Raw genomic sequence first — 17,458 nt, forward strand, 5'->3', positions numbered from 1 at the left:
AACTGTAGTAGGGGCAAAGCCCTGCTGTGGACAAGTCACGGCAAAAACGAGGTGGCGAGCATGATTATTTCCCTACTAAACCAAAAGGGCGGTGTCGGCAAAACCACCTTGGCGACGCATTTGGCCGGTGAACTGGCGCAAGCCGGCCAGTCGGTTTTGTTGATCGATGCTGACCCGCAAGGTTCGGCATTGGATTGGTCACAGCGACGAGCACAAAGCGGCTATCCGCGATTGTTCTCGGTCATTGGCTTGGCGCGCGAGACGCTGCATCAGGAAGCGCCAGCAATGGCGCGTGGTGTCGATCACATCATCATCGACGGCCCGCCCAGAGTCGCGGCCTTGGCGCGCTCTGCGCTGCTGGCCAGCGATGTCGTGTTGGTGCCGGTGCAACCCAGCCCCTACGACATCTGGGCCAGTGCCGAGATGGTCGGGCTGATTCGTGAGGCTATGATCTTCAAGCCAGCTTTGCAGGCTGCGTTTGTCATCAATCGCCGCGTGGGTGCAACGGTGATTGGTCGCGAGGTGCGTCAGGCGCTCTCAGAGCAGCTGCTAGCAACTTTCGCAGCTGAGGTGCGGCAACGCATCGTCTTTGCCGATAGCGTCGCTTCTGGGGCGCTTGCGAGCGAGCTGGAGCCGGAGGGTAGGGCGGCGATGGAGATTCGCATGCTGGCGCAGGAGCTGCTCGGGAGGTCCTCATGAGCAGCCGACGCATGCCCTTCGGTCAGCGGCCGTCTGCTGACCCCTCGCTGGAGGCTTGGGTACGGCAGGGTGAAGCTGCGCCTCTGCCATCCGCCGAACCCGTCAAGGCCGATATCTACACCGCACGCATGACGCTAGATGTCACGCCGGAGATGCGAGCGCGCATCAAGGTCGCGGCCTTCAAGCGCGGTCGCACCGTCACCGATGTGCTGCGCGAATTGCTGGAGCAGCATTTCCCGGAGGATCAGCCATGAGCACGCTGCTGACGCGCGTGTCGCTGATCTTCATCCCGGACCGCGTGAACATATGGCTGCGTTTCGGGCATTCGGTGGCTGAGCATCTGCGGGATGGCCAACGCCGCTTTGCCGACTTCGCACCGGGCGCGCTGCTGTGCCGCATCGAGTGGCAAGCTAATCGCTATGGCACGACGCGTTGGGTGCTGCGCGTGCTGCAAACGGCGAGCGCTGGCGAGGCTGTTCAGGTTGTCGCTGGCGTGCAACCCGGCGCTCAGATCTTGCTGCGCGTCGCCAGCCAGCAGCGCGTGATGCAGGTGCTGGGACTGATTGATGACCTGGAGGCGCAAGGCCACGATCCGTCGCTGGTGCCGCCGGATTACTGGCGCATGGTTCACAACCGATTAGCTGCTCATATGCCACCGCCGGCCTACACGCATGAACGCCATGCAGCGTTCTGCGCGCGGGAGGCTGTGCGATGAGCCAACGACTCATTATCGCCAGCCTCTCGTTGGCCGTGACCGCACTCGGTGTGGCGCTGACGGTGTCGCTGCCATCCTGCGTGATCTACAACCCGAGTGTCAGTGCGCCACAAGGTTGGTATGCACTGGCCTCGGCAGATCGCTTGCAGGTCGGTGAGCATGTGCTGGTGCGCTTGCCGTCGGCGGCTGCCGAACTGGCTGCGCAACGACGCTATCTGCCGATGAACATTCCGCTGCTCAAACGTATCGCCGCGACTGCACCGCAACAAGTTTGCGTGCGTGCAGGTCGTGTGCTGATTGATGGTCAGCTTGCTGCTGTTCAGCGTGCAGCCGATGCGCAAGGCCGGCTGCTGCCACACTGGCAGGAATGCCGTCGATTGCGTGCAGATGAATTGTTTCTGCTGAGCGAAACCAGTGACGCCTCTTACGACAGCCGCTACTTCGGGCCGATCACCGTGAATCGGGTGATCGGCCGTGCTCGCGCCTTGTGGACGTGGGCTCAGTCGGGAGGTGAGCAGTGATGAGCGAGCGAATGCGAGCGGTAAAAGCGGAGGGCAAGATAAAAGGGGCCGGCACGCTAGCGTGCCTTGAGCCCTCCGCCAACAGCATTACAGGCAGCACCGGATGGGGCAGGATGCGTGCCGTGTTGAAGCTGAAAGCACTGCAGCTGCTGGCTTGGGGGCGTGCCGCCTACGCCAGCCTATGCCGTCATGCGCTGGAGCGTGCGGCATGAGCCGGCGCGATGAGGATGGCTTCGAGATCCGGCCAGCTGCGCCCCAGGGTCGGCATCAGCGTTTTGTCAGCCAGGTGATGCGCGAAGCGAGCAAGGCCAGTGGTCGTTCGCTGAACCGGCCGGCATCGCGCGCAGGGGCTTCGCTAGGGCGAGGGCAGGTGGCAGCGCGAGTCGCTGGGAAGGCGTTTGACCGCAAGGCGAGGCGGGTGGTTATCAAGGCTCGGCTGGTGAATCTGAGGAAGGCCGGTAGCCGATCCACGATTACGCACCTGCGCTATATCGAGCGCGAAGGTGTGGGGCCTGATGGTGAGCCGGGGAAGGCCTATGGACCGACTACTGACGATGCTGACATGGGCGCATTCGATGAGCGTGTGCGTGATGACCGGCATCAGTTTCGGTTCATTGTTTCGACTCAGGATGCGGTGCAAATCGAAGATCTGAAACACTTCACGCGTGACCTGATGACACGGGTTGAGGCAGACCTGGGCACGCAGCTAGATTGGGTGGCGGTGGATCACTGGGATACCGACAACCCCCATACGCATATCGTGCTGCGGGGGCGGCAGGCGGATGGCCATGATCTGGTCATTGCGCGGGAGTACATCGGCACGGGTATGCGGCAGCGGGCCAGTGAGCTGGCTACGGAGTGGCTGGGGCCACGCACTGAGCTAGAGATTCTGCAGAGTCAGCAGCGGGAGGTTCAGCGGCCAGGATGGACGGCGCTGGATCGGTCGCTACAGCGGTTGGCGAAGGATGGTCAGGTGACACTGAGGCAGCTGCATGAGCAGTGCCGAGATCCGAGGTATCGCAATCTGCTGGTGGGAAGATTGCAGTATCTAGAAGGGATGGGGTTAACAACGACAGTGGTTGGGCGAGGCTGGCAGATGCAGCCAAGTCTGGAAAAAGCCCTGAAGTCTGTTGGCATGGCAAAAGATATTGTCAGAACGAAGAGCCGTGAACTTGAGGTTTGAGTCAGGCTTATTGGTTGCGTGTGAAGCTTGATGATCAAGTGACAGAAACTCCATGGACTGATAATCTGAACTTATTGTTGTTGGGAATCACTCTCATTATGTCCGTGCGGTATCAAACAGCCATGAGGCGTCGCTGGTCACTATCTCTGATAGTGATCATGCTGCTGCATTGGTCGCTTGGTGCCTGCGCTGCGCTGGCCGACACCATCTGCCTTGAGCCTGATGGCAGGGTGGTCTGGGAGCAGGCTGGCAAGCCATGTGCTGCTGAAGCCTTGGAACAGGCCACGGGCAAGCCCTGCATCGATATTCAGACTCAAGACGGCCATGACGATCACTCGCCAGTCCCCTCGAAGCTGCAACTCGCAGACCTACAAACGCCACACCTGATTCCGGCCCTGACTTGGCTGCTACCCAGTATTCCCGCGCACCATGCGGTGAAGCCGGATGCGACCGGGCCACCCACAACGCCGTTCTCCGTCATCATTCGCGAAACTGCTTACCTGCTCATTTGATGCTTCCTGTTGACCACTGGAAGCAGGCCTTGGCCTGCGTTCTTTCGTCTGCATGGGAATCATCATGTCTCGTATTTTTGTTGTATTTGTATCCCTCATGGCCACGCTGTGCGCTGGCCTGCTTCATGCCGACAGCCTGAGTCTGTCGGAAGCCACCCGTCGGGTGCTTGAGAAGAACCCGCAGACAGCGGTCAGTTCTGCGTTGCAAGACGCCGCTGCCGGGCGCGTCAGGCAAGCCGGCGTACTCCCCAATCCTGAAGTGAACTATCTGTTGGAAGATTTTTCGGGCGACACCAATCGCTCGGCCAGCAGTGCCACAACGACCTACAGCGTGAGTCAGCGCTTTTCATTGCCTGGCAAACGCAGTGCGCGAACCTCTGTCGCGAGCGAAGAGCGCACCCTGACCGCGTTGGAAGCTCAAGCTGAGCGGCTGCGGCTGATTCGTCTCACCCGTGATAGCTATGTCGATGCCTTGGCCAGCGCTGAAAAGCAGTCAGCGGCTGAACGGAACTTGCTTCTGGCACAGCAACTGCGCGATGCCGTTGCGGCTAGAGTGACGGCCGGCAAGGTGTCACCCATCGAGTTGTCACGAGCCACTGTTGCCTTGGCAGGCGCTCGTCGTGCGGTCAATTTGGCGATGCAGGAGAGTCAATTGATGCGCCGGCAGCTAGCAAGCTTGTGGGGTAGTAGCCGGCTTGAAGAGCAGCTGATGGACATATTGGTATTGCCTGAGCAGTTGTCCGAGCCGTCAGACCTCGCCAGTGTGAGTCCCTACCTGAAACAGGCGGAGGCGCGTATTCAGCTTGAACGAGCTGCCCTGACGCTGGCCGAGCGTCAGCGGTTGCCGGACTTCACCCTGTCGGCTGGCACGAAGCGCGAAGCCATCACCCGTGAACAGAGTGTTCTGCTCGGAATCTCCGTGCCCATTCCCTTGTTTGATCGCAACCAAGGAGCTCTGCGCAGTGCGCGTGCCGAGCTGACGGCTGCCGAAGCCAGCTTGATCCTCGCACAGCAGCAATGGCAACGGCAGCGTGACCAGCTACTGGTGCAGCGCGAGGCCAGCTATCAGGACGCGCTGCAACTACGGGATGAAGTGCTGCGTATTGCCAGCGAGGCTTTGGAGGCAACACGCGAAGGCTACCGCGCGGGCAAGTTCTCGCTGATCGATCTGCTTGATGCCCAGCGCAGTCTGGTCGAGTCACAGGGCGTGTATCTCGCCGCCCGCATCTCCTATCACAAAAGTGAGGCCGCGCTCGATGAGCTGCTGGGCCGCGCTACTTTTTCTGGAAATACGCCATGAACATTGTCATCAAGTCCTTGCTGCTGTTACTGGCAGTAGCCGCCGGCTCTGGCCTGACCTGGGGCCTGCTGGAGTACGGCCCGTTCCGGCATCAGCATGAAATCCATCTCACTGCTCCGACTGGCGAGACTCATGCGGAAGACACGGAAGCAGCTCATACGGAAGGACATGCCGAAGCCATCAAGCTGACAGACGAGCAGCTGGTCGCCAATGGCCTGCGCATCGAGACAGCCGCACTTGGCAATTTTGCCAGTGGTTTGTCGCTGCCGGGGCAGCTGGTGTTAAACACGGATCGCGAGGCTCGCGTGTTGTCACCGATTACCGGGATGGTGCGTTCGGCTCCGATTCAGATTGGCGCACAGATCAAGGCCGGCACGGTGCTGGCTGTGATCGAAAGCCCTCAGCTCTCCGATGTGGCGGCGCGCTATCTGGCTGCCAAGGAGCGGCAAGTCATGGCGCAATCGTCCTTTGCCCGTGAAGAGAGCCTGTGGCAAAAGAAAATTAGCGCCGAGCAGGACTATCTCGCCGCTCGTCGCGAGCTCAATGATGCCCGTATCGAAACTCAAAGTGCCTTGCAGAGCCTGCTGGCACTGGGCATGAGCGAGCATGATGCCAAAGCACTGAAGCCGGGTGGCCGTCTGGCCAGCTATGCCTTGCGTGCGCCGATCTCGGGCACGGTTCTGTCCAAGGACCTGACCCTTGGCGAGGCCGTGACATCCGACAAGCCTTTGTTCCGGCTGGCGGACCTCTCGACGCTCTGGATTGATCTGGCGGTGCCGGTCACTGACCTGCCCAAGATTCGTGCAGGCCAGACGGTCGTTGTGACTGATAAAGCCGGCATGAGCAGCCAAGGCCGTGTGATTTTCGTACAGCCTGAGCTCGATGAAGCCAGTCGCAGCGGCTCTGTGCGCGTGCAAATCGACAACAGCCAAGGGCTGTGGCGCTCGGGCCAGTTCGTGCAGGCGCAAATCCAGACGGGTGCAGTCTCTCAGACACTCAGTGTGCCGTTATCCGCCATCCAGATGCTGGAGAACCAGCCGACCATCTTTGTGGCTGACAAGGATGGTCTGGAGCCGCGCACAGTCGTGCTCGGTCGGCGCAGTGGTGATCGGCAGGGGGTGATCAGTGGTTTGAAGGTTGGCGAACGGTATGCCAGTGGCAATGTCTTCGTTCTTAAAGCTGATCTGAAGAAGGGAGAGGCCGAACATGAAGATTGATTGTTTGCGCCTGTCGCAGGAGAGAAGCCATGTTTGATCGCGCCATTGGCTTCTCCCTTTCGCATCGTTATCTCGTACTGGTGATGGTCTTGATGCTGGCTGCTTTCGGGATTTTTTCCCTGCAGAAACTGCCCATCGACGCCGTGCCGGACATCACCAACAATCAGGTGCAGATCAATACCGAGCTGGCCGGCTTGTCACCCGAGGACATCGAAAAGCAGGTTACTTTTCCGATTGAAAGCGCATTGGCCGGGATATCCGGATTGGAATCCACGCGCTCACTGTCACGCAATGGTTTTTCGCAGGTCACGGCCGTGTTTCGTGACGATGTGGACATCTATTTTGCCCGCAACCAGGTCACGGAGCGCCTGAACGAGGCCAAGGATGTGTTGCCGCCGGAGGCGTCGCCACGCATGGGGGCGATTTCGACGGGTCTGGGCGAGGTCTACATGTGGGCGGTGAAGTTCGCTCACCCGAGTGGTCAGGGGGCCAAAGTTAGCAATGGGCAGCCCGGCTGGCAAAGTGATGGCAGCTATCTCACCCTCGAGGGCGAATACCTGCGTACTCCGGTAGCGCAGGCCGCTTATCTGCGCACGGTGCAGGACTGGATCATTCGGCCCCAGCTCAAAGGCTTGCCGGGTGTGGCCGGCATCGACAGCATCGGTGGCTACGAAAAGCAGTATCACATCCAACCCGATCCGCTGCGGCTGAGGGAGTACAACCTGTCCGTCACCGATCTGGTCGAGGCCTTGGAAAAGGCCAATCAGAGTCGTGGTGGTGGATTCGTCGAGCAGCGTGGCGAGGCTTATCTCGTGCGCGCCGATGGTCGCTTGAAGCGAATGGAAGACATTGCCGCCACGGTAGTAGCGACACGAGGCAATACACCGATCTATGTGCGTGACCTGGCCAAGGTCGAGATCGGCGAAGAGCTACGCACCGGTTCGGCCAGCGAAAATGGCCACGAGGTGGTGGTCGGTACGGCATTGATGCGTATCGGCGAGAACTCGCGCACGGTCGCAGTCACTGTCGATGACAAGATGATCGAGATACGACGCAGTCTGCCGCCGGATGTTGAAGCGCAGACGGTGCTCAATCGCAGCAAGCTGGTCAATGCGACCGTGGCTACGGTGATTAAGAACCTCAGCGAGGGCGCATTGCTGGTGATCGTCGTGCTCTTTCTGATGCTCGGCAACATCCGCGCAGCCTTGATCACAGCGGCAGTCATCCCGCTCACCGTATTGCTGATGAGCACGGGCATGGTCAAGGCCGGTATCAGCGGCAACCTGATGAGTCTGGGCGCATTGGACTTCGGCCTTATAGTCGATGGCGCGGTCATCATCGTTGAGAACTGCCTGAGTCGTCTGGCGGCTCGCCAGCATCATCTCGGCCGGCTGCTGAGTCTGGAGGAGCGACTGTCTGAAGTGCTGCATGCCACCCGTGAAATGGTGCAGCCCTCGGTTTTTGGCCAAGCCATCATCATCACGGTGTATCTGCCCATCTTGGCTTTGGAGGGCGTCGAAGGGAAGATGTTCCACCCCATGGCCGCGACGGTGATCATGGCGCTAGTTGCCGCCTTCGTGTTGTCACTGACGCTGATCCCGGCACTCGTCGGCATCTTCTTCACCGGCTCCATCGAGGAAAAGGAGAATCGATTTCTCGCCAAGGCTCATGCGCTGTATGTGCCGGCCTTGAGCTGGGCGATGCGTGAGCATAAAAAGGCGATGGGCATGGCGCTGGGTGCTTTTGCCGTCGCCGTGGTGATCTTCACTCAGTTGGGGCAGGAGTTCGTGCCGACGCTGGATGAAAAAGATGTCGCCATGCATGCGCTACGCATTCCCAGCACGGGCATCAAGCAGTCCAGCAGCATGCAGCTGCAGGTCGAACGCACCGTCGCGCAGTTCAAAGAAGTGGCCTATGTCTTCTCCAAGACCGGTACCGCCGAAATGGCCGCCGACCCGATGCCGCCGAGTGCATCAGACACTTTCATCATCCTTAAACCGCGCGAGGAATGGCCGGATTCGAGTCAGACCAAGGCTGAGTTGATCGAACGCATCGAGCAAGCGGTCAGCAAGCTGCCCGGCAACAACTACGAGTTCACTCAGCCGATTCAGATGCGCTTTAACGAGCTGCTGTCGGGTGTACGCGCGGATGTCGCCGTCAAGGTGTTTGGGGATGACTTCAACACCATGCTGTTGACGGCCAATCAGATCGCGCAGACTTTGCGAGGCGTACAGGGGGCCAGTGAAATCAAGGTTGAGCAGGTTGAGGGGCAGACGCTGCTCGACATCAGCTTTGACCGCGATGCCCTGGCGCGCTTTGGGCTTCGCATGGCCGATGTGCAGGACACGGTGGCGGCTGCCATTGGCGGGCGTCAGGCGGGCGAGATTTTCGAGGGTGACCGTCGCTTCGATGTGATGGTGCGTTTGCCGGAAGCCGTGCGCACCGATCTCGATCTTTTGCGCAATCTCCCCATCCCCGTGCGTGATGCCCAATCGGATCAAGGCTTCATCACCTTGGGCAGTATCGCTACACTGTCTCTGCGCGATGGTCTCAATCAAGTCAGTCGGGAAAATGGCAAGCGCCGTGTCGTGGTGCAGGCCAATGTCCGTGATCGCGATTTGGCCTCATTCGTTGAGGAAGCCGAGCAGCGCATCAATACGCAAATCAAGTTGCCGGCTGGTAGCTGGCTGGTCTGGGGTGGGCAGTTCGAGAATCTGCAGGCGGCCAAGTCTCGCCTCATGATTGTCGTGCCGGCCTGTTTCGCCTTGATTCTGATGCTGCTGTTCATGGCGCTGGGCACGGTACGGCAGGCATTGTTGGTGTTCAGCGCGGTGCCGCTGGCCTTGACGGGTGGCATTCTCGCACTGTGGATATGCAGCATTCCGTTTTCGATCACTGCAGCCATTGGCTTCATCGCGTTGTCTGGCGTGGCGGTGCTCAATGGTCTGGTCATGGTCAGCCGCATCAATCAGCTGCGTGCTAACGGCATGGCGCTCACACAGGCGGTGCAGGAAGGCTCGCTCTCGCGTCTGCGTCCAGTATTGATGACAGCGCTGGTTGCATCGCTGGGCTTTGTGCCCATGGCACTAGCCACAGGCACCGGAGCCGAGGTGCAGAAGCCGCTGGCCATTGTGGTCATTGGCGGTCTGATCACCAGTACGCTACTGACGCTGGTGGTGTTGCCGGCGTTATATCGCATGATTGAGCAATGGCGAGTGGAGAGAAGCAATGTCTGATAGTTGCGGTGATTCTTGTGCTAGCAAGGTGCCGGTCGTTGACCCTCAGTATCGCCGTATATTGGTGATTGCGCTGCTGGTCAATCTGGTCATGTTTGTCGTCGAAATCATGGCGGGTTCGGCGGCAGGCTCTAGTGCCTTGCTCGCCGATGCACTGGACTTTCTTGGCGATGCCGCCAATTACGGCATCAGTCTGTATGTGCTGGGTCATGCCATGGTCTGGCGCGCTCGCGCGTCGTTGCTGAAAGGCCTGACCATGGGGCTGTTTGGTTGCTGGGTGTTGTACGCCACGGTTGGGCGCTTGCTGGCCGGGCAAGTGCCCGAGGCCAGCACCATGGGCATCGTGGGCTTGCTGGCACTGCTGTCAAATGTGGGCGTGGCTTTGATGCTCTATCGCTACCGCACGGGCGACAGCAACATGCAGTCGGTGTGGATCTGCAGCCGCAACGATGCCATCGGCAATATCGCGGTGATGTGCGCTGCCGGTGGTGTCTGGTTGACGGCAAGTGCTTGGCCGGATGTGGTGGTTGCACTGGGTATGGCAGTGCTGGCCATTTCGGGTGCAACTCAGATCATCCGAGCGGCTTTACACGAACTTCGAGAGGAGAAAGACATCGCATGAGCAGTCTGATTCTGCTGAAAACGCTGGGGCTGTTCGTGGTGACGGCCTTGGCCGAGATCATTGGCTGCTTTCTGCCCTATCTCTGGCTGAAAAAGCAGGGCTCGCCTTGGTTGCTGCTGCCGGCCGCAGCCAGCCTGATGCTGTTCGCTTGGCTGTTGACCTTGCACCCAGAGGCCAGCGGTCGTGTGTATGCAGCCTACGGTGGGGTTTATGTGGTGGTGGCGCTGCTCTGGTTACGCTGGGTTGATGGCGTAGCGCTGAATGCCAGCGACTGGATGGGTGCAGGCATTGCACTGGTGGGCATGGCCGTCATTGTTATGGGTTGGAGATCTGCGACATGAATGCCGAGCATGAAATCGCGGAAATATTTCGTCAGTTAAATGAGCAGCTGACGGTCAATGACCCTCGTGCCAAGCGCGATGCTGCACATGCCTGTTGCGAGAAGCTGGAGACACTGTTGAGCACCGTCGATGCGGAGCAGAGATCATTGGTTGAGCAGGCTTGTCTGCGTGCCCGCTGCACCTTTGATGCGTTGCACCAGGACTTGCAGGAGACGCTGGAGTGGGCAAGCTCCGCCTCCGTTGATTGATGCTGCGACGATCCGAGCCATTGCCAAGACTGAAAACGGGCGCATAATACTTTCCATGACTGCCGTTCGACGCAAATCCATCTCGCTCCTCATGAGCCTTGTTCTGACGATCTTCTCGATATGTCAGGTACAGGCTTGGGCGGCTGTGCCTGCGCCAGTTGAATCTGCAAAAATGGAGTCCATGACGGATTGCCATGGTGGGCAAACGGACACGCCTTCTGCCGCGCAGGATTGCCACAATACCTGCCAGCATCTGCAGCAACACAACGATGTAGCTCAAAAGCTGCCGCTGCCAGATGTCACCCCCGTTCTGCTGGTCATTCTCCAGCCATTCGACCTGCCTGATGCCGGCTATATCACCGCATCGGCCTACCGCCCTCCTGATCCTTCCATCATTCATCCCTCGCCAACGATTCGCTTCCATCGCTTCCTGAATTAAGCCCTCGTTTTGGCCGGCTCCCGCTTGGCCATATCAGCTCGTATGCCTGCAAGGCATGTGTCGTTCATTCCATTGAACCTGATTGACGAGGCAATACCTCATGAATTTCCGTATTTCCCGGCCAATGGGTCGGGTGGTGCTAGCGCTGATAGCGCTGGTGCCTGCCGCCTTGTCGGCGGCATCGCTCAGCTTTCTTGAGGCCCAGCAAGTCGCCTTGAGCCAATCGCGTCAGCTGGTCGCCCAAGATGCTGCCATGACTTCGGCCCGTGAGATGGCAGTCGCTGCTGGTGAGCGCCCTGACCCAATGCTGAGCATCGGCATCGACAACCTGCCGGTGAATGGCAGTGACCGTTTCAGCATCACCCGTGACTTCATGACCATGCGCAAGGTTGGCGTGGCGCAGGAATTTACTCGTGGCGAGAAACTGGACTTGCGCCGACAGCGCCAGGAGCGCGAGGCTGAGATTGCCGCTGCTGGCAAAGCGCTGGTGCGTAGCGAGGTCTTGCGCAGCGCTGGCAAGGCTTGGCTGACCAGTTACTTCCTGAGTCAGCAGCGTGTGTTGTTGCAGGAGCAGTTGCAGCAGGCGCGCCAGCAATTGGTAGCCAGTGAGGCCGCCTATCGCGGTGGCCGCACCGCATCGACCGACACGATAAATACCAGAGGCGAGTTGCTGTTGCTGGAAGACCAGCTGCAAATCATGGCTCGCCAGCTCAAGCAGGCAACCGCTGCGCTGGCGCGCTGGGTGGGCAATGAGCAGAGCAGGCAGCCGTTACTCGGAAAACCGGACTTTGATCGTATTCATTTCGTGATCGACGATCTGGAAGGTCATCTGACGCGCCACCCTGATCTGGTCATGCAGGATCGCCGGATCGCTTTGGCAGATACCGAGGCCCATCTGGCCGAAGCTAACAAGCGGGCTGATTGGACCGCCGAACTCAGTTATGCCCAACGAGGCTCGGCGTTTTCCGACATGGTGTCGCTAGGCCTATCTGTACCTCTGCAATGGGATCAGGCTCGACGCCAGAATCGTGAGCTTGCCGCTCGTCAGGCGCAAGTCGAGCAGGTCAGAGCTGAGCGTGATGACATGCTGCGTGCTCATGTCGCGGAAGTACGCGCGATGGTTGATGACTGGCAGTCGGGGCTGAGTCGGCTGCAACGCTACCGTGAGCAAATTCTGCCACTGAGCAAGTCGCGCACCCAGGCCGCTCTCGCTTCTTGGCGTGGCGGTCGAGGCGCGCTCAGTGATGTCTTGGCGGCACGCCGTGCCCTGCTGGATACCCAACTACAAGCATCGCAACTGGAAATGCAGACAGCCCTGACCTGGGCTGATCTGGAGTTTTTACTGCCTAATGAAAGCCGGAGCGCACCATGACACGCAAAACTTTGATGATTTCCGTGGCTGCTCTCACCTCGCTCGGGCTGGGGGGCTGGGGCCTCTACAGTCTGGGCATGCACCAAGGCATGGCCATGTCAGCGCCTATCAGCACCGAGGCCGGCAAGGCTGAGTCCAAGGTGTTGTACTGGCATGACCCGATGGTGCCGGCTCAGCGCTTTGACAAGCCCGGCAGGTCGCCCTTCATGGACATGGATCTCGTACCTGTCTATGCCGATGAATCTGCTGGAGAGAATGCCGAAGAAGGCGGTGTCAGGATTGCTTCGCAGGTTCAACAGAATCTTGGTATCCGCACGGCGGAGGTCAGATCGGGACAGTTGTCGTCCGGCATGACAGCGGTTGGCAGCGTGACATGGAACGAGCGCGCCGTTGCGGTCATGCAGGCGCGAGCCTCGGGGTTTGTCGAGCGCCTGAGCGTGCGGGCATCCATGGACAAGGTGCAGCGCGGCCAAGTGCTGGCCGAGCTGTATGTCCCGGATTGGGTGGCGGCGCAGGAGGAGTTTCTGGCGGTACGCGGCATGACCGGTGAAGGCAGTGCTGATTTGCGCCAAGGTGCGCGCCAGCGTATGCGATTGGTGGGCATGAGCGAGGCACAGATTGCCTTGGTCGAGCGCAGTGGCAGAACACAGGCGCGACTGGCCATTGTCGCCCCGGTCAGCGGTGTGGTGGTGGAACTGGGCATACGCGAGGGTATGACAGTGACACCGGGCATGACCCTGTTCCGCATCAATGGCCTCGATAGTGTCTGGGTCAACGCCGAGGTGCCTGAGTCGATGGCTGCGCAGGTGCGTCCTGGTAGTCGGGTAGAGGCCAGTTCATCGACCTGGCCCGGCAAGGTCTTCACGGGCCGCGTCAGCGCGCTGCTGCCGGAGGTGGATGCGACCACACGCACCCTTAAGGCGCGCATCGAACTAGCGAATCCGAACGCCGAGCTGGTGCCGGGCATGTTCACTAACCTGCAACTGGCAGGCGCAGTGCGTGCTAATGCCTTGCTGGTGCCTGTCGAGGCAGTTATCCGCACCGGGCAGCGTAGTGTCGTGTTCACGGTTGATAAGGCTGGGAGCTTCCATCCAATAGATGTCACCACCGGTCTGGAGCGTGAGGGAGAGGTCGAGATACTCACCGGCCTAGAGAAGGGGCAGAAGGTCGTTGTATCAGGCCAGTTCTTGGTGGACTCCGAGGCCAGTCTAAAGGGTGTTAGCAGCCGTATGCAGGCTGAAGACATGCCAGCTGGCATGGACGGCAAGATGGACATGCGGGGGATGGGGCAATGATCGCGCAATGCATACGCTGGTCCATCGGAAATCGCTTTTTGGTGCTGCTGGCAACCTTGATGCTCACGGCTGCGGGGCTTTGGTCGGTTAATCGAACCCCGCTGGATGCCTTGCCCGACCTGTCGGATGTGCAGGTGATCGTACGCACGACATGGCCGGGGCAGGCACCACAGCTGATTGAAAACCAGATCACCTACCCACTGACTACCACCATGCTGTCGGTGCCGGGTGCGAAGACTGTGCGCGGCTATTCGTTCTTCGGGGACTCCTATGTCTATGTCCTGTTTGAGGACGGCACTGATCCGTACTGGGCGCGCTCGCGTGTGCTGGAGTACCTCAGCCAAGTGCAGTCACGCTTGCCCTCGCAAGCGCGAAGCGCGCTGGGGCCGGATGCCACAGGCGTGGGTTGGATCTATGAATATGCACTGGTAGACCGGACAGGCCATCTCGATCTGTCGCAGCTGCGCGCCTTGCAGGACTGGTTTCTCAAGTACGAGTTGAAGACGGTGCCGGATGTGGCCGAAGTGGCCAGCATCGGCGGCATGATCAGGCAGTCCCAGATCGTGCTCGATCCTGACCGACTGCGGGCATTCAACATCGCCCACACGCAGGTCATCGACGCCGTGCAGAAGGCCAATCAGGAGGCAGGCGGCTCGGTGCTGGAGCTGGCCGAGGCCGAGTACATGGTGCGGGCCACCGGTTATCTGAAGACGCTGGATGACTTCCGCAGCATTCCGCTGATCACCACGCCGGCAGGTGTTTCCGTGCGTCTTGGTGATGTCGCACAAGTGCAGATCGGCCCCGAGATGCGCCGTGGCATCGCTGAACTGGACGGTGAAGGTGAAACTGTGGGTGGCGTGATCATCATGCGCTCCGGACGCAATGCGCTGGCAACCATCGAGGCCGTCAAGGCCAAGCTTCAGTCGCTCAAATCCAGTCTACCCAAAGGGGTCGAGATCGTACCGGTCTACGATCGCTCGCAGCTGATCGAGCGTGCCGTCAGCAACCTGGGCTACAAGCTGCTGGAAGAGTTCATCGTGGTCGCGCTGGTTTGCTTGGCCTTCCTGTTTCATCTGCGCTCCGCGCTGGTAGCGATCATTTCGCTGCCGCTGGGCATACTCGCGGCCTTCATTGTCATGCGCTATCAAGGCGTGAATGCCAACATCATGTCGCTGGGCGGCATCGCCATCGCCATCGGGGCCATGGTCGATGCCGCCGTGGTCATGATCGAGAACGCCCACAAGCACCTTGAAGCTTGGCGTCATGATCATCCAGATCGCGAGCCCGAGCCTGATGAACACTGGCGGGTGATTGGCGAGTCAGCGGTCGAGGTCGGGCCGGCACTGTTCTTCTCGCTGCTCATCATCACTTTGTCGTTCATTCCGGTGTTCACGCTGGAAGCGCAGGAGGGACGGTTGTTCGCGCCGCTGGCCTTCACCAAGACCTATGCCATGGCCGCAGCAGCTGGACTGGCGGTGACGCTGATTCCGGTACTGATGGGCTATCTGGTTCGCGGACGCATCCCGGCCGAGCGTGACAACCCGATCAACCGAACCTTGATTCGCTGGTACGAGCCGGTACTGGCCATGGTCTTGCGCCGGCCTGGCCGAGCCATGGCAATCACAGCCTTGGTGGTTGTCGCCAGCCTGTGGCCGCTGTCCCGTCTCGGTGGCGAGTTCATGCCGCCGCTGGATGAAGGCGATCTGCTCTACATGCCGTCGGCGCTGCCGGGATTGTCAGCTGGCAAGGCCGCGCAGTTGCTGCAACAGACCGACAGGCTTATCAAGACCGTACCCGAGGTTGCCAGCGTCTTCGGCAAGGCCGGGCGTGCCGATACCGCGACTGACCCGGCCCCGCTGGAGATGTTCGAGACCACCATTCGATTCAAGCCGCGCGAGCAATGGCGTGCTGGCATGACGCCGGACAAGCTGGTGGCGGAGCTGGATCGCGTGGTGCGCGTGCCAGGATTATCGAATATCTGGGTGCCGCCGATTCGCAATCGCATCGACATGCTCGCTACGGGCATCAAAAGCCCGGTCGGCATCAAGGTCTCGGGGGCCAGTCTGGCCGAGATCGACCGCCTCACTGGGGAGATCGAGCGTGTGGTGAAGCAGGTACCGGGCGTCAGTTCGGCGCTGGCCGAGCGGTTGCGCGGTGGTCGCTACATTGATGTCGATATCAACCGCGACGCCGCTGCCCGTTACGGCCTCAACATCGCGGATGTCCAGAGCGTGGTGTCGGCGGCGATTGGCGGCGACAACATCGGCGAGACGGTCGAAGGCTTGCAGCGTTTCCCGATCAACCTGCGCTATCCGCGCGAGCTTCGCGACTCACTGGAGGGTTTGCGTAATCTGCCGGTGGTCACCGAACGCGGTGCGCAGATCCGTCTTGGCGATGTCGCCGCACTGACCATCAGCGACGGTCCGCCGATGTTGCGCAGCGAGAATGCCCGGCTCTCAGGCTGGGTCTATGTCGATATCCGCGACCGCGACCTCAAATCGGCGGTGCAGGACATGCAAGAGGCCGTAGCCAAGAAGATCAAGCTGCCACCCGCCTATGCCATCTCTTGGTCAGGCCAGTTTGAGTTTCTTGAGCGCGCGACAGCTCGCCTCAAGGTCGTGGTGCCCGGCACGCTGATGATCATCTTCGTCTTGCTCTACCTAACCTTCCGTCGTGTCGATGAGGCAATGCTCATTATGGCGACCTTGCCCTTTGCCTTGGCCGGTGGGATCTGGCTATTGTGGCTGCTCGGGCACAACCTATCGGTGGCCAGCGGAGTTGGCTTCATTGCTCTGGCCGGTGTTGCTGCAGAATTTGGTGTGATCATGCTGCTGTACCTGAAGCAGGCTTGGCAGCGCCGTGTCGAGCAAGGCCGGACCAGCCGTGCCGATCTGCTGGAAGCTATCCAGGAAGGTGCCGTGCTGCGTGTGCGCCCAAAGGCAATGACGGTGGCGGTCATTGTTGCAGGTCTGTTGCCGATTATGTGGGGCACTGGCACCGGCTCTGAGGTCATGCAGCGTATCGCCGCGCCCATGGTCGGCGGCATGCTTACTGCACCTGTGTTGTCGATGCTGATCGTCCCGGTTGCTTTCTATTTCATGCGGAGAAAAGAAACGCGATGAGTAACCGTTCTTTTACTCATTCCACCAAGCAAGTGGAGCAACGCCTCATTGAAGAGCTGAGAGCGGGCAATGCTGCTGCTTGGCGAGAGGCGATGACGCTGTATGGCGGTGCGATGCTGAGCATCGCGCGCAACTTTTCGCCACACCAAGCGGACGACATCGTGCAAGAAGCTTGGATTGCCGCCTATAAGGGCATGGAGCGCTTTGAAGGCCGAGCAAGCTTGAAAACCTGGCTGATTCGTATTGTGATGAATTGCGCCTACAGCTACCTGCGTCGAAAAAATACCGTGCTATCGCTGGAAGGGCTTGAGCCACAGCATGACCCGCTGGACGGCGCATTTCTGGCGGATGGCCATTGGCGACAACGCTTTGAGTCCTGGACGGATGATTCCCCGCAGGCACTGCTCGAATCCCATGCGTTGGGTGACTGCCTTGAGCGCCATTTCGATGCACTCCCGACCGGGCAGCGCATGGCGCTATTGCTGCGAGATATTGACGGCCTGGGTGCCGATGAAATTTGTGAAACACTGAATATCAAGCCTTCGCATTTCCGAGTGCTGCTGCATCGCGCTCGTGTGCGTGTGCACAGCATGGTGTCGAATTTTCAGGCGACTGGAGAGTGCTGAGCGTATCTAG

General features: G+C 59.9%; 18 protein-coding genes. All 18 read left to right on the plus strand.

Annotation, left to right across the window (positions count from 1 at the left end; translation table 11 throughout):
- The first annotated feature begins 60 nt into the window (after positions 1-60).
- A complete protein-coding gene (gene parA, locus A8710_RS05745) occupies positions 61-699 on the plus strand; it encodes a ParA family partition ATPase (RefSeq protein ID WP_068858579.1) in 639 nt (212 codons plus the stop codon).
- A complete protein-coding gene (locus tag A8710_RS05750; RefSeq protein WP_068858580.1) occupies positions 696-953 on the plus strand; it encodes a chromosome partitioning protein ParB in 258 nt (85 codons plus the stop codon). The genes parA and A8710_RS05750 overlap by 4 nt, the downstream gene beginning before the upstream one ends.
- A complete protein-coding gene (locus tag A8710_RS05755; RefSeq protein ID WP_094078675.1) occupies positions 950-1,414 on the plus strand; it encodes a DUF2840 domain-containing protein in 465 nt (154 codons plus the stop codon). The genes A8710_RS05750 and A8710_RS05755 overlap by 4 nt, the downstream gene beginning before the upstream one ends.
- Positions 1,411-1,935, plus strand: a complete 525-nt coding sequence (locus tag A8710_RS05760) for a S26 family signal peptidase (RefSeq protein ID WP_068858582.1) — start codon at positions 1,411-1,413, stop codon at positions 1,933-1,935. The genes A8710_RS05755 and A8710_RS05760 overlap by 4 nt, the downstream gene beginning before the upstream one ends.
- A complete protein-coding gene (locus A8710_RS05765) occupies positions 1,935-2,147 on the plus strand; it encodes a hypothetical protein (protein ID WP_068858583.1) in 213 nt (70 codons plus the stop codon). The genes A8710_RS05760 and A8710_RS05765 overlap by 1 nt, the downstream gene beginning before the upstream one ends.
- Entirely contained in the window at positions 2,144-3,118 is a 975-nt protein-coding gene (locus A8710_RS05770) for a DUF3363 domain-containing protein (protein WP_068858584.1), read from the plus strand. The genes A8710_RS05765 and A8710_RS05770 overlap by 4 nt, the downstream gene beginning before the upstream one ends.
- 158 nt (positions 3,119-3,276) lie before the next feature.
- Positions 3,277-3,630: a hypothetical protein gene (locus tag A8710_RS05775; protein WP_157686314.1), complete on the plus strand. Its 354-nt coding sequence runs from the start codon at positions 3,277-3,279 to the stop codon at positions 3,628-3,630.
- A 64-nt stretch (positions 3,631-3,694) separates the two neighbouring features.
- Positions 3,695-4,930, plus strand: coding sequence for a TolC family protein (locus A8710_RS05780; protein WP_198341625.1), 1,236 nt, complete (start codon positions 3,695-3,697; stop codon positions 4,928-4,930).
- The gene (locus A8710_RS05785; RefSeq protein ID WP_068858588.1) at positions 4,927-6,147 is read left to right on the plus strand and encodes an efflux RND transporter periplasmic adaptor subunit; all 1,221 of its coding nucleotides are present in this window, start codon (positions 4,927-4,929) and stop codon (positions 6,145-6,147) included. The genes A8710_RS05780 and A8710_RS05785 overlap by 4 nt, the downstream gene beginning before the upstream one ends.
- A gap of 29 nt (positions 6,148-6,176) precedes the next feature.
- Positions 6,177-9,383 carry an efflux RND transporter permease subunit gene (locus A8710_RS05790; protein WP_068858590.1) on the plus strand — a complete coding sequence of 1,069 codons (3,207 nt, stop codon included), beginning with the start codon at positions 6,177-6,179 and terminating at the stop codon, positions 9,381-9,383.
- Positions 9,376-10,005 (plus strand): cation transporter, encoded by a 630-nt coding sequence (locus tag A8710_RS05795; RefSeq protein WP_068858592.1) that lies wholly within the window; start codon positions 9,376-9,378, stop codon positions 10,003-10,005. Before A8710_RS05790 ends, A8710_RS05795 begins: the two co-directional genes overlap by 8 nt.
- Positions 10,002-10,346, plus strand: a complete 345-nt coding sequence (locus A8710_RS05800) for a YnfA family protein (RefSeq protein ID WP_227512995.1) — start codon at positions 10,002-10,004, stop codon at positions 10,344-10,346. Before A8710_RS05795 ends, A8710_RS05800 begins: the two co-directional genes overlap by 4 nt.
- Positions 10,343-10,594 (plus strand): hypothetical protein, encoded by a 252-nt coding sequence (locus tag A8710_RS05805; RefSeq protein ID WP_068858594.1) that lies wholly within the window; start codon positions 10,343-10,345, stop codon positions 10,592-10,594. The genes A8710_RS05800 and A8710_RS05805 overlap by 4 nt, the downstream gene beginning before the upstream one ends.
- Positions 10,595-10,685: 91 nt before the next feature.
- Complete coding sequence (locus tag A8710_RS05810; protein ID WP_157686315.1) at positions 10,686-11,033, plus strand: hypothetical protein; 348 nt, start codon at positions 10,686-10,688, stop codon at positions 11,031-11,033.
- Positions 11,034-11,133: 100 nt separating this feature from the next.
- Entirely contained in the window at positions 11,134-12,405 is a 1,272-nt protein-coding gene (locus A8710_RS05815; RefSeq protein ID WP_068858598.1) for a TolC family protein, read from the plus strand.
- Positions 12,402-13,700, plus strand: a complete 1,299-nt coding sequence (locus A8710_RS05820; RefSeq protein ID WP_068858600.1) for an efflux RND transporter periplasmic adaptor subunit — start codon at positions 12,402-12,404, stop codon at positions 13,698-13,700. The genes A8710_RS05815 and A8710_RS05820 overlap by 4 nt, the downstream gene beginning before the upstream one ends.
- Complete coding sequence (locus A8710_RS05825; protein WP_068858602.1) at positions 13,697-16,822, plus strand: efflux RND transporter permease subunit; 3,126 nt, start codon at positions 13,697-13,699, stop codon at positions 16,820-16,822. The genes A8710_RS05820 and A8710_RS05825 overlap by 4 nt, the downstream gene beginning before the upstream one ends.
- Positions 16,819-17,448, plus strand: coding sequence for an RNA polymerase sigma factor (locus A8710_RS05830; protein WP_068858603.1), 630 nt, complete (start codon positions 16,819-16,821; stop codon positions 17,446-17,448). The genes A8710_RS05825 and A8710_RS05830 overlap by 4 nt, the downstream gene beginning before the upstream one ends.
- Positions 17,449-17,458 lie beyond the last annotated feature (10 nt).

The organism is Perlucidibaca aquatica (genome assembly GCF_001676655.1).
GTDB lineage: Bacteria > Pseudomonadota > Gammaproteobacteria > Pseudomonadales > Moraxellaceae > Perlucidibaca > Perlucidibaca aquatica.

Bases quoted from the DNA above. Each gene is read 5' to 3' on its own strand.
- A8710_RS05780 (WP_198341625.1), top strand. From the start codon at position 3,695: ATGTCTCGTATTTTTGTTGTATTTGTATCCCTCATGGCCACGCTGTGC.
- A8710_RS05830 (WP_068858603.1), top strand. From the start codon at position 16,819: ATGAGTAACCGTTCTTTTACTCATTCCACCAAGCAAGTGGAGCAACGC.
- A8710_RS05760 (WP_068858582.1), top strand. From the start codon at position 1,411: ATGAGCCAACGACTCATTATCGCCAGCCTCTCGTTGGCCGTGACCGCA.
- A8710_RS05825 (WP_068858602.1), top strand. From the start codon at position 13,697: ATGATCGCGCAATGCATACGCTGGTCCATCGGAAATCGCTTTTTGGTG.
- A8710_RS05765 (WP_068858583.1), top strand. From the start codon at position 1,935: ATGAGCGAGCGAATGCGAGCGGTAAAAGCGGAGGGCAAGATAAAAGGG.
- A8710_RS05770 (WP_068858584.1), top strand. From the start codon at position 2,144: ATGAGCCGGCGCGATGAGGATGGCTTCGAGATCCGGCCAGCTGCGCCC.
- A8710_RS05810 (WP_157686315.1), top strand. From the start codon at position 10,686: ATGAGCCTTGTTCTGACGATCTTCTCGATATGTCAGGTACAGGCTTGG.
- A8710_RS05775 (WP_157686314.1), top strand. From the start codon at position 3,277: ATGCTGCTGCATTGGTCGCTTGGTGCCTGCGCTGCGCTGGCCGACACC.
- A8710_RS05750 (WP_068858580.1), top strand. From the start codon at position 696: ATGAGCAGCCGACGCATGCCCTTCGGTCAGCGGCCGTCTGCTGACCCC.
- A8710_RS05805 (WP_068858594.1), top strand. From the start codon at position 10,343: ATGAATGCCGAGCATGAAATCGCGGAAATATTTCGTCAGTTAAATGAG.
- A8710_RS05815 (WP_068858598.1), top strand. From the start codon at position 11,134: ATGAATTTCCGTATTTCCCGGCCAATGGGTCGGGTGGTGCTAGCGCTG.
- A8710_RS05820 (WP_068858600.1), top strand. From the start codon at position 12,402: ATGACACGCAAAACTTTGATGATTTCCGTGGCTGCTCTCACCTCGCTC.
- A8710_RS05800 (WP_227512995.1), top strand. From the start codon at position 10,002: ATGAGCAGTCTGATTCTGCTGAAAACGCTGGGGCTGTTCGTGGTGACG.
- A8710_RS05790 (WP_068858590.1), top strand. From the start codon at position 6,177: ATGTTTGATCGCGCCATTGGCTTCTCCCTTTCGCATCGTTATCTCGTA.
- parA (WP_068858579.1), top strand. From the start codon at position 61: ATGATTATTTCCCTACTAAACCAAAAGGGCGGTGTCGGCAAAACCACC.
- A8710_RS05785 (WP_068858588.1), top strand. From the start codon at position 4,927: ATGAACATTGTCATCAAGTCCTTGCTGCTGTTACTGGCAGTAGCCGCC.
- A8710_RS05755 (WP_094078675.1), top strand. From the start codon at position 950: ATGAGCACGCTGCTGACGCGCGTGTCGCTGATCTTCATCCCGGACCGC.
- A8710_RS05795 (WP_068858592.1), top strand. From the start codon at position 9,376: ATGTCTGATAGTTGCGGTGATTCTTGTGCTAGCAAGGTGCCGGTCGTT.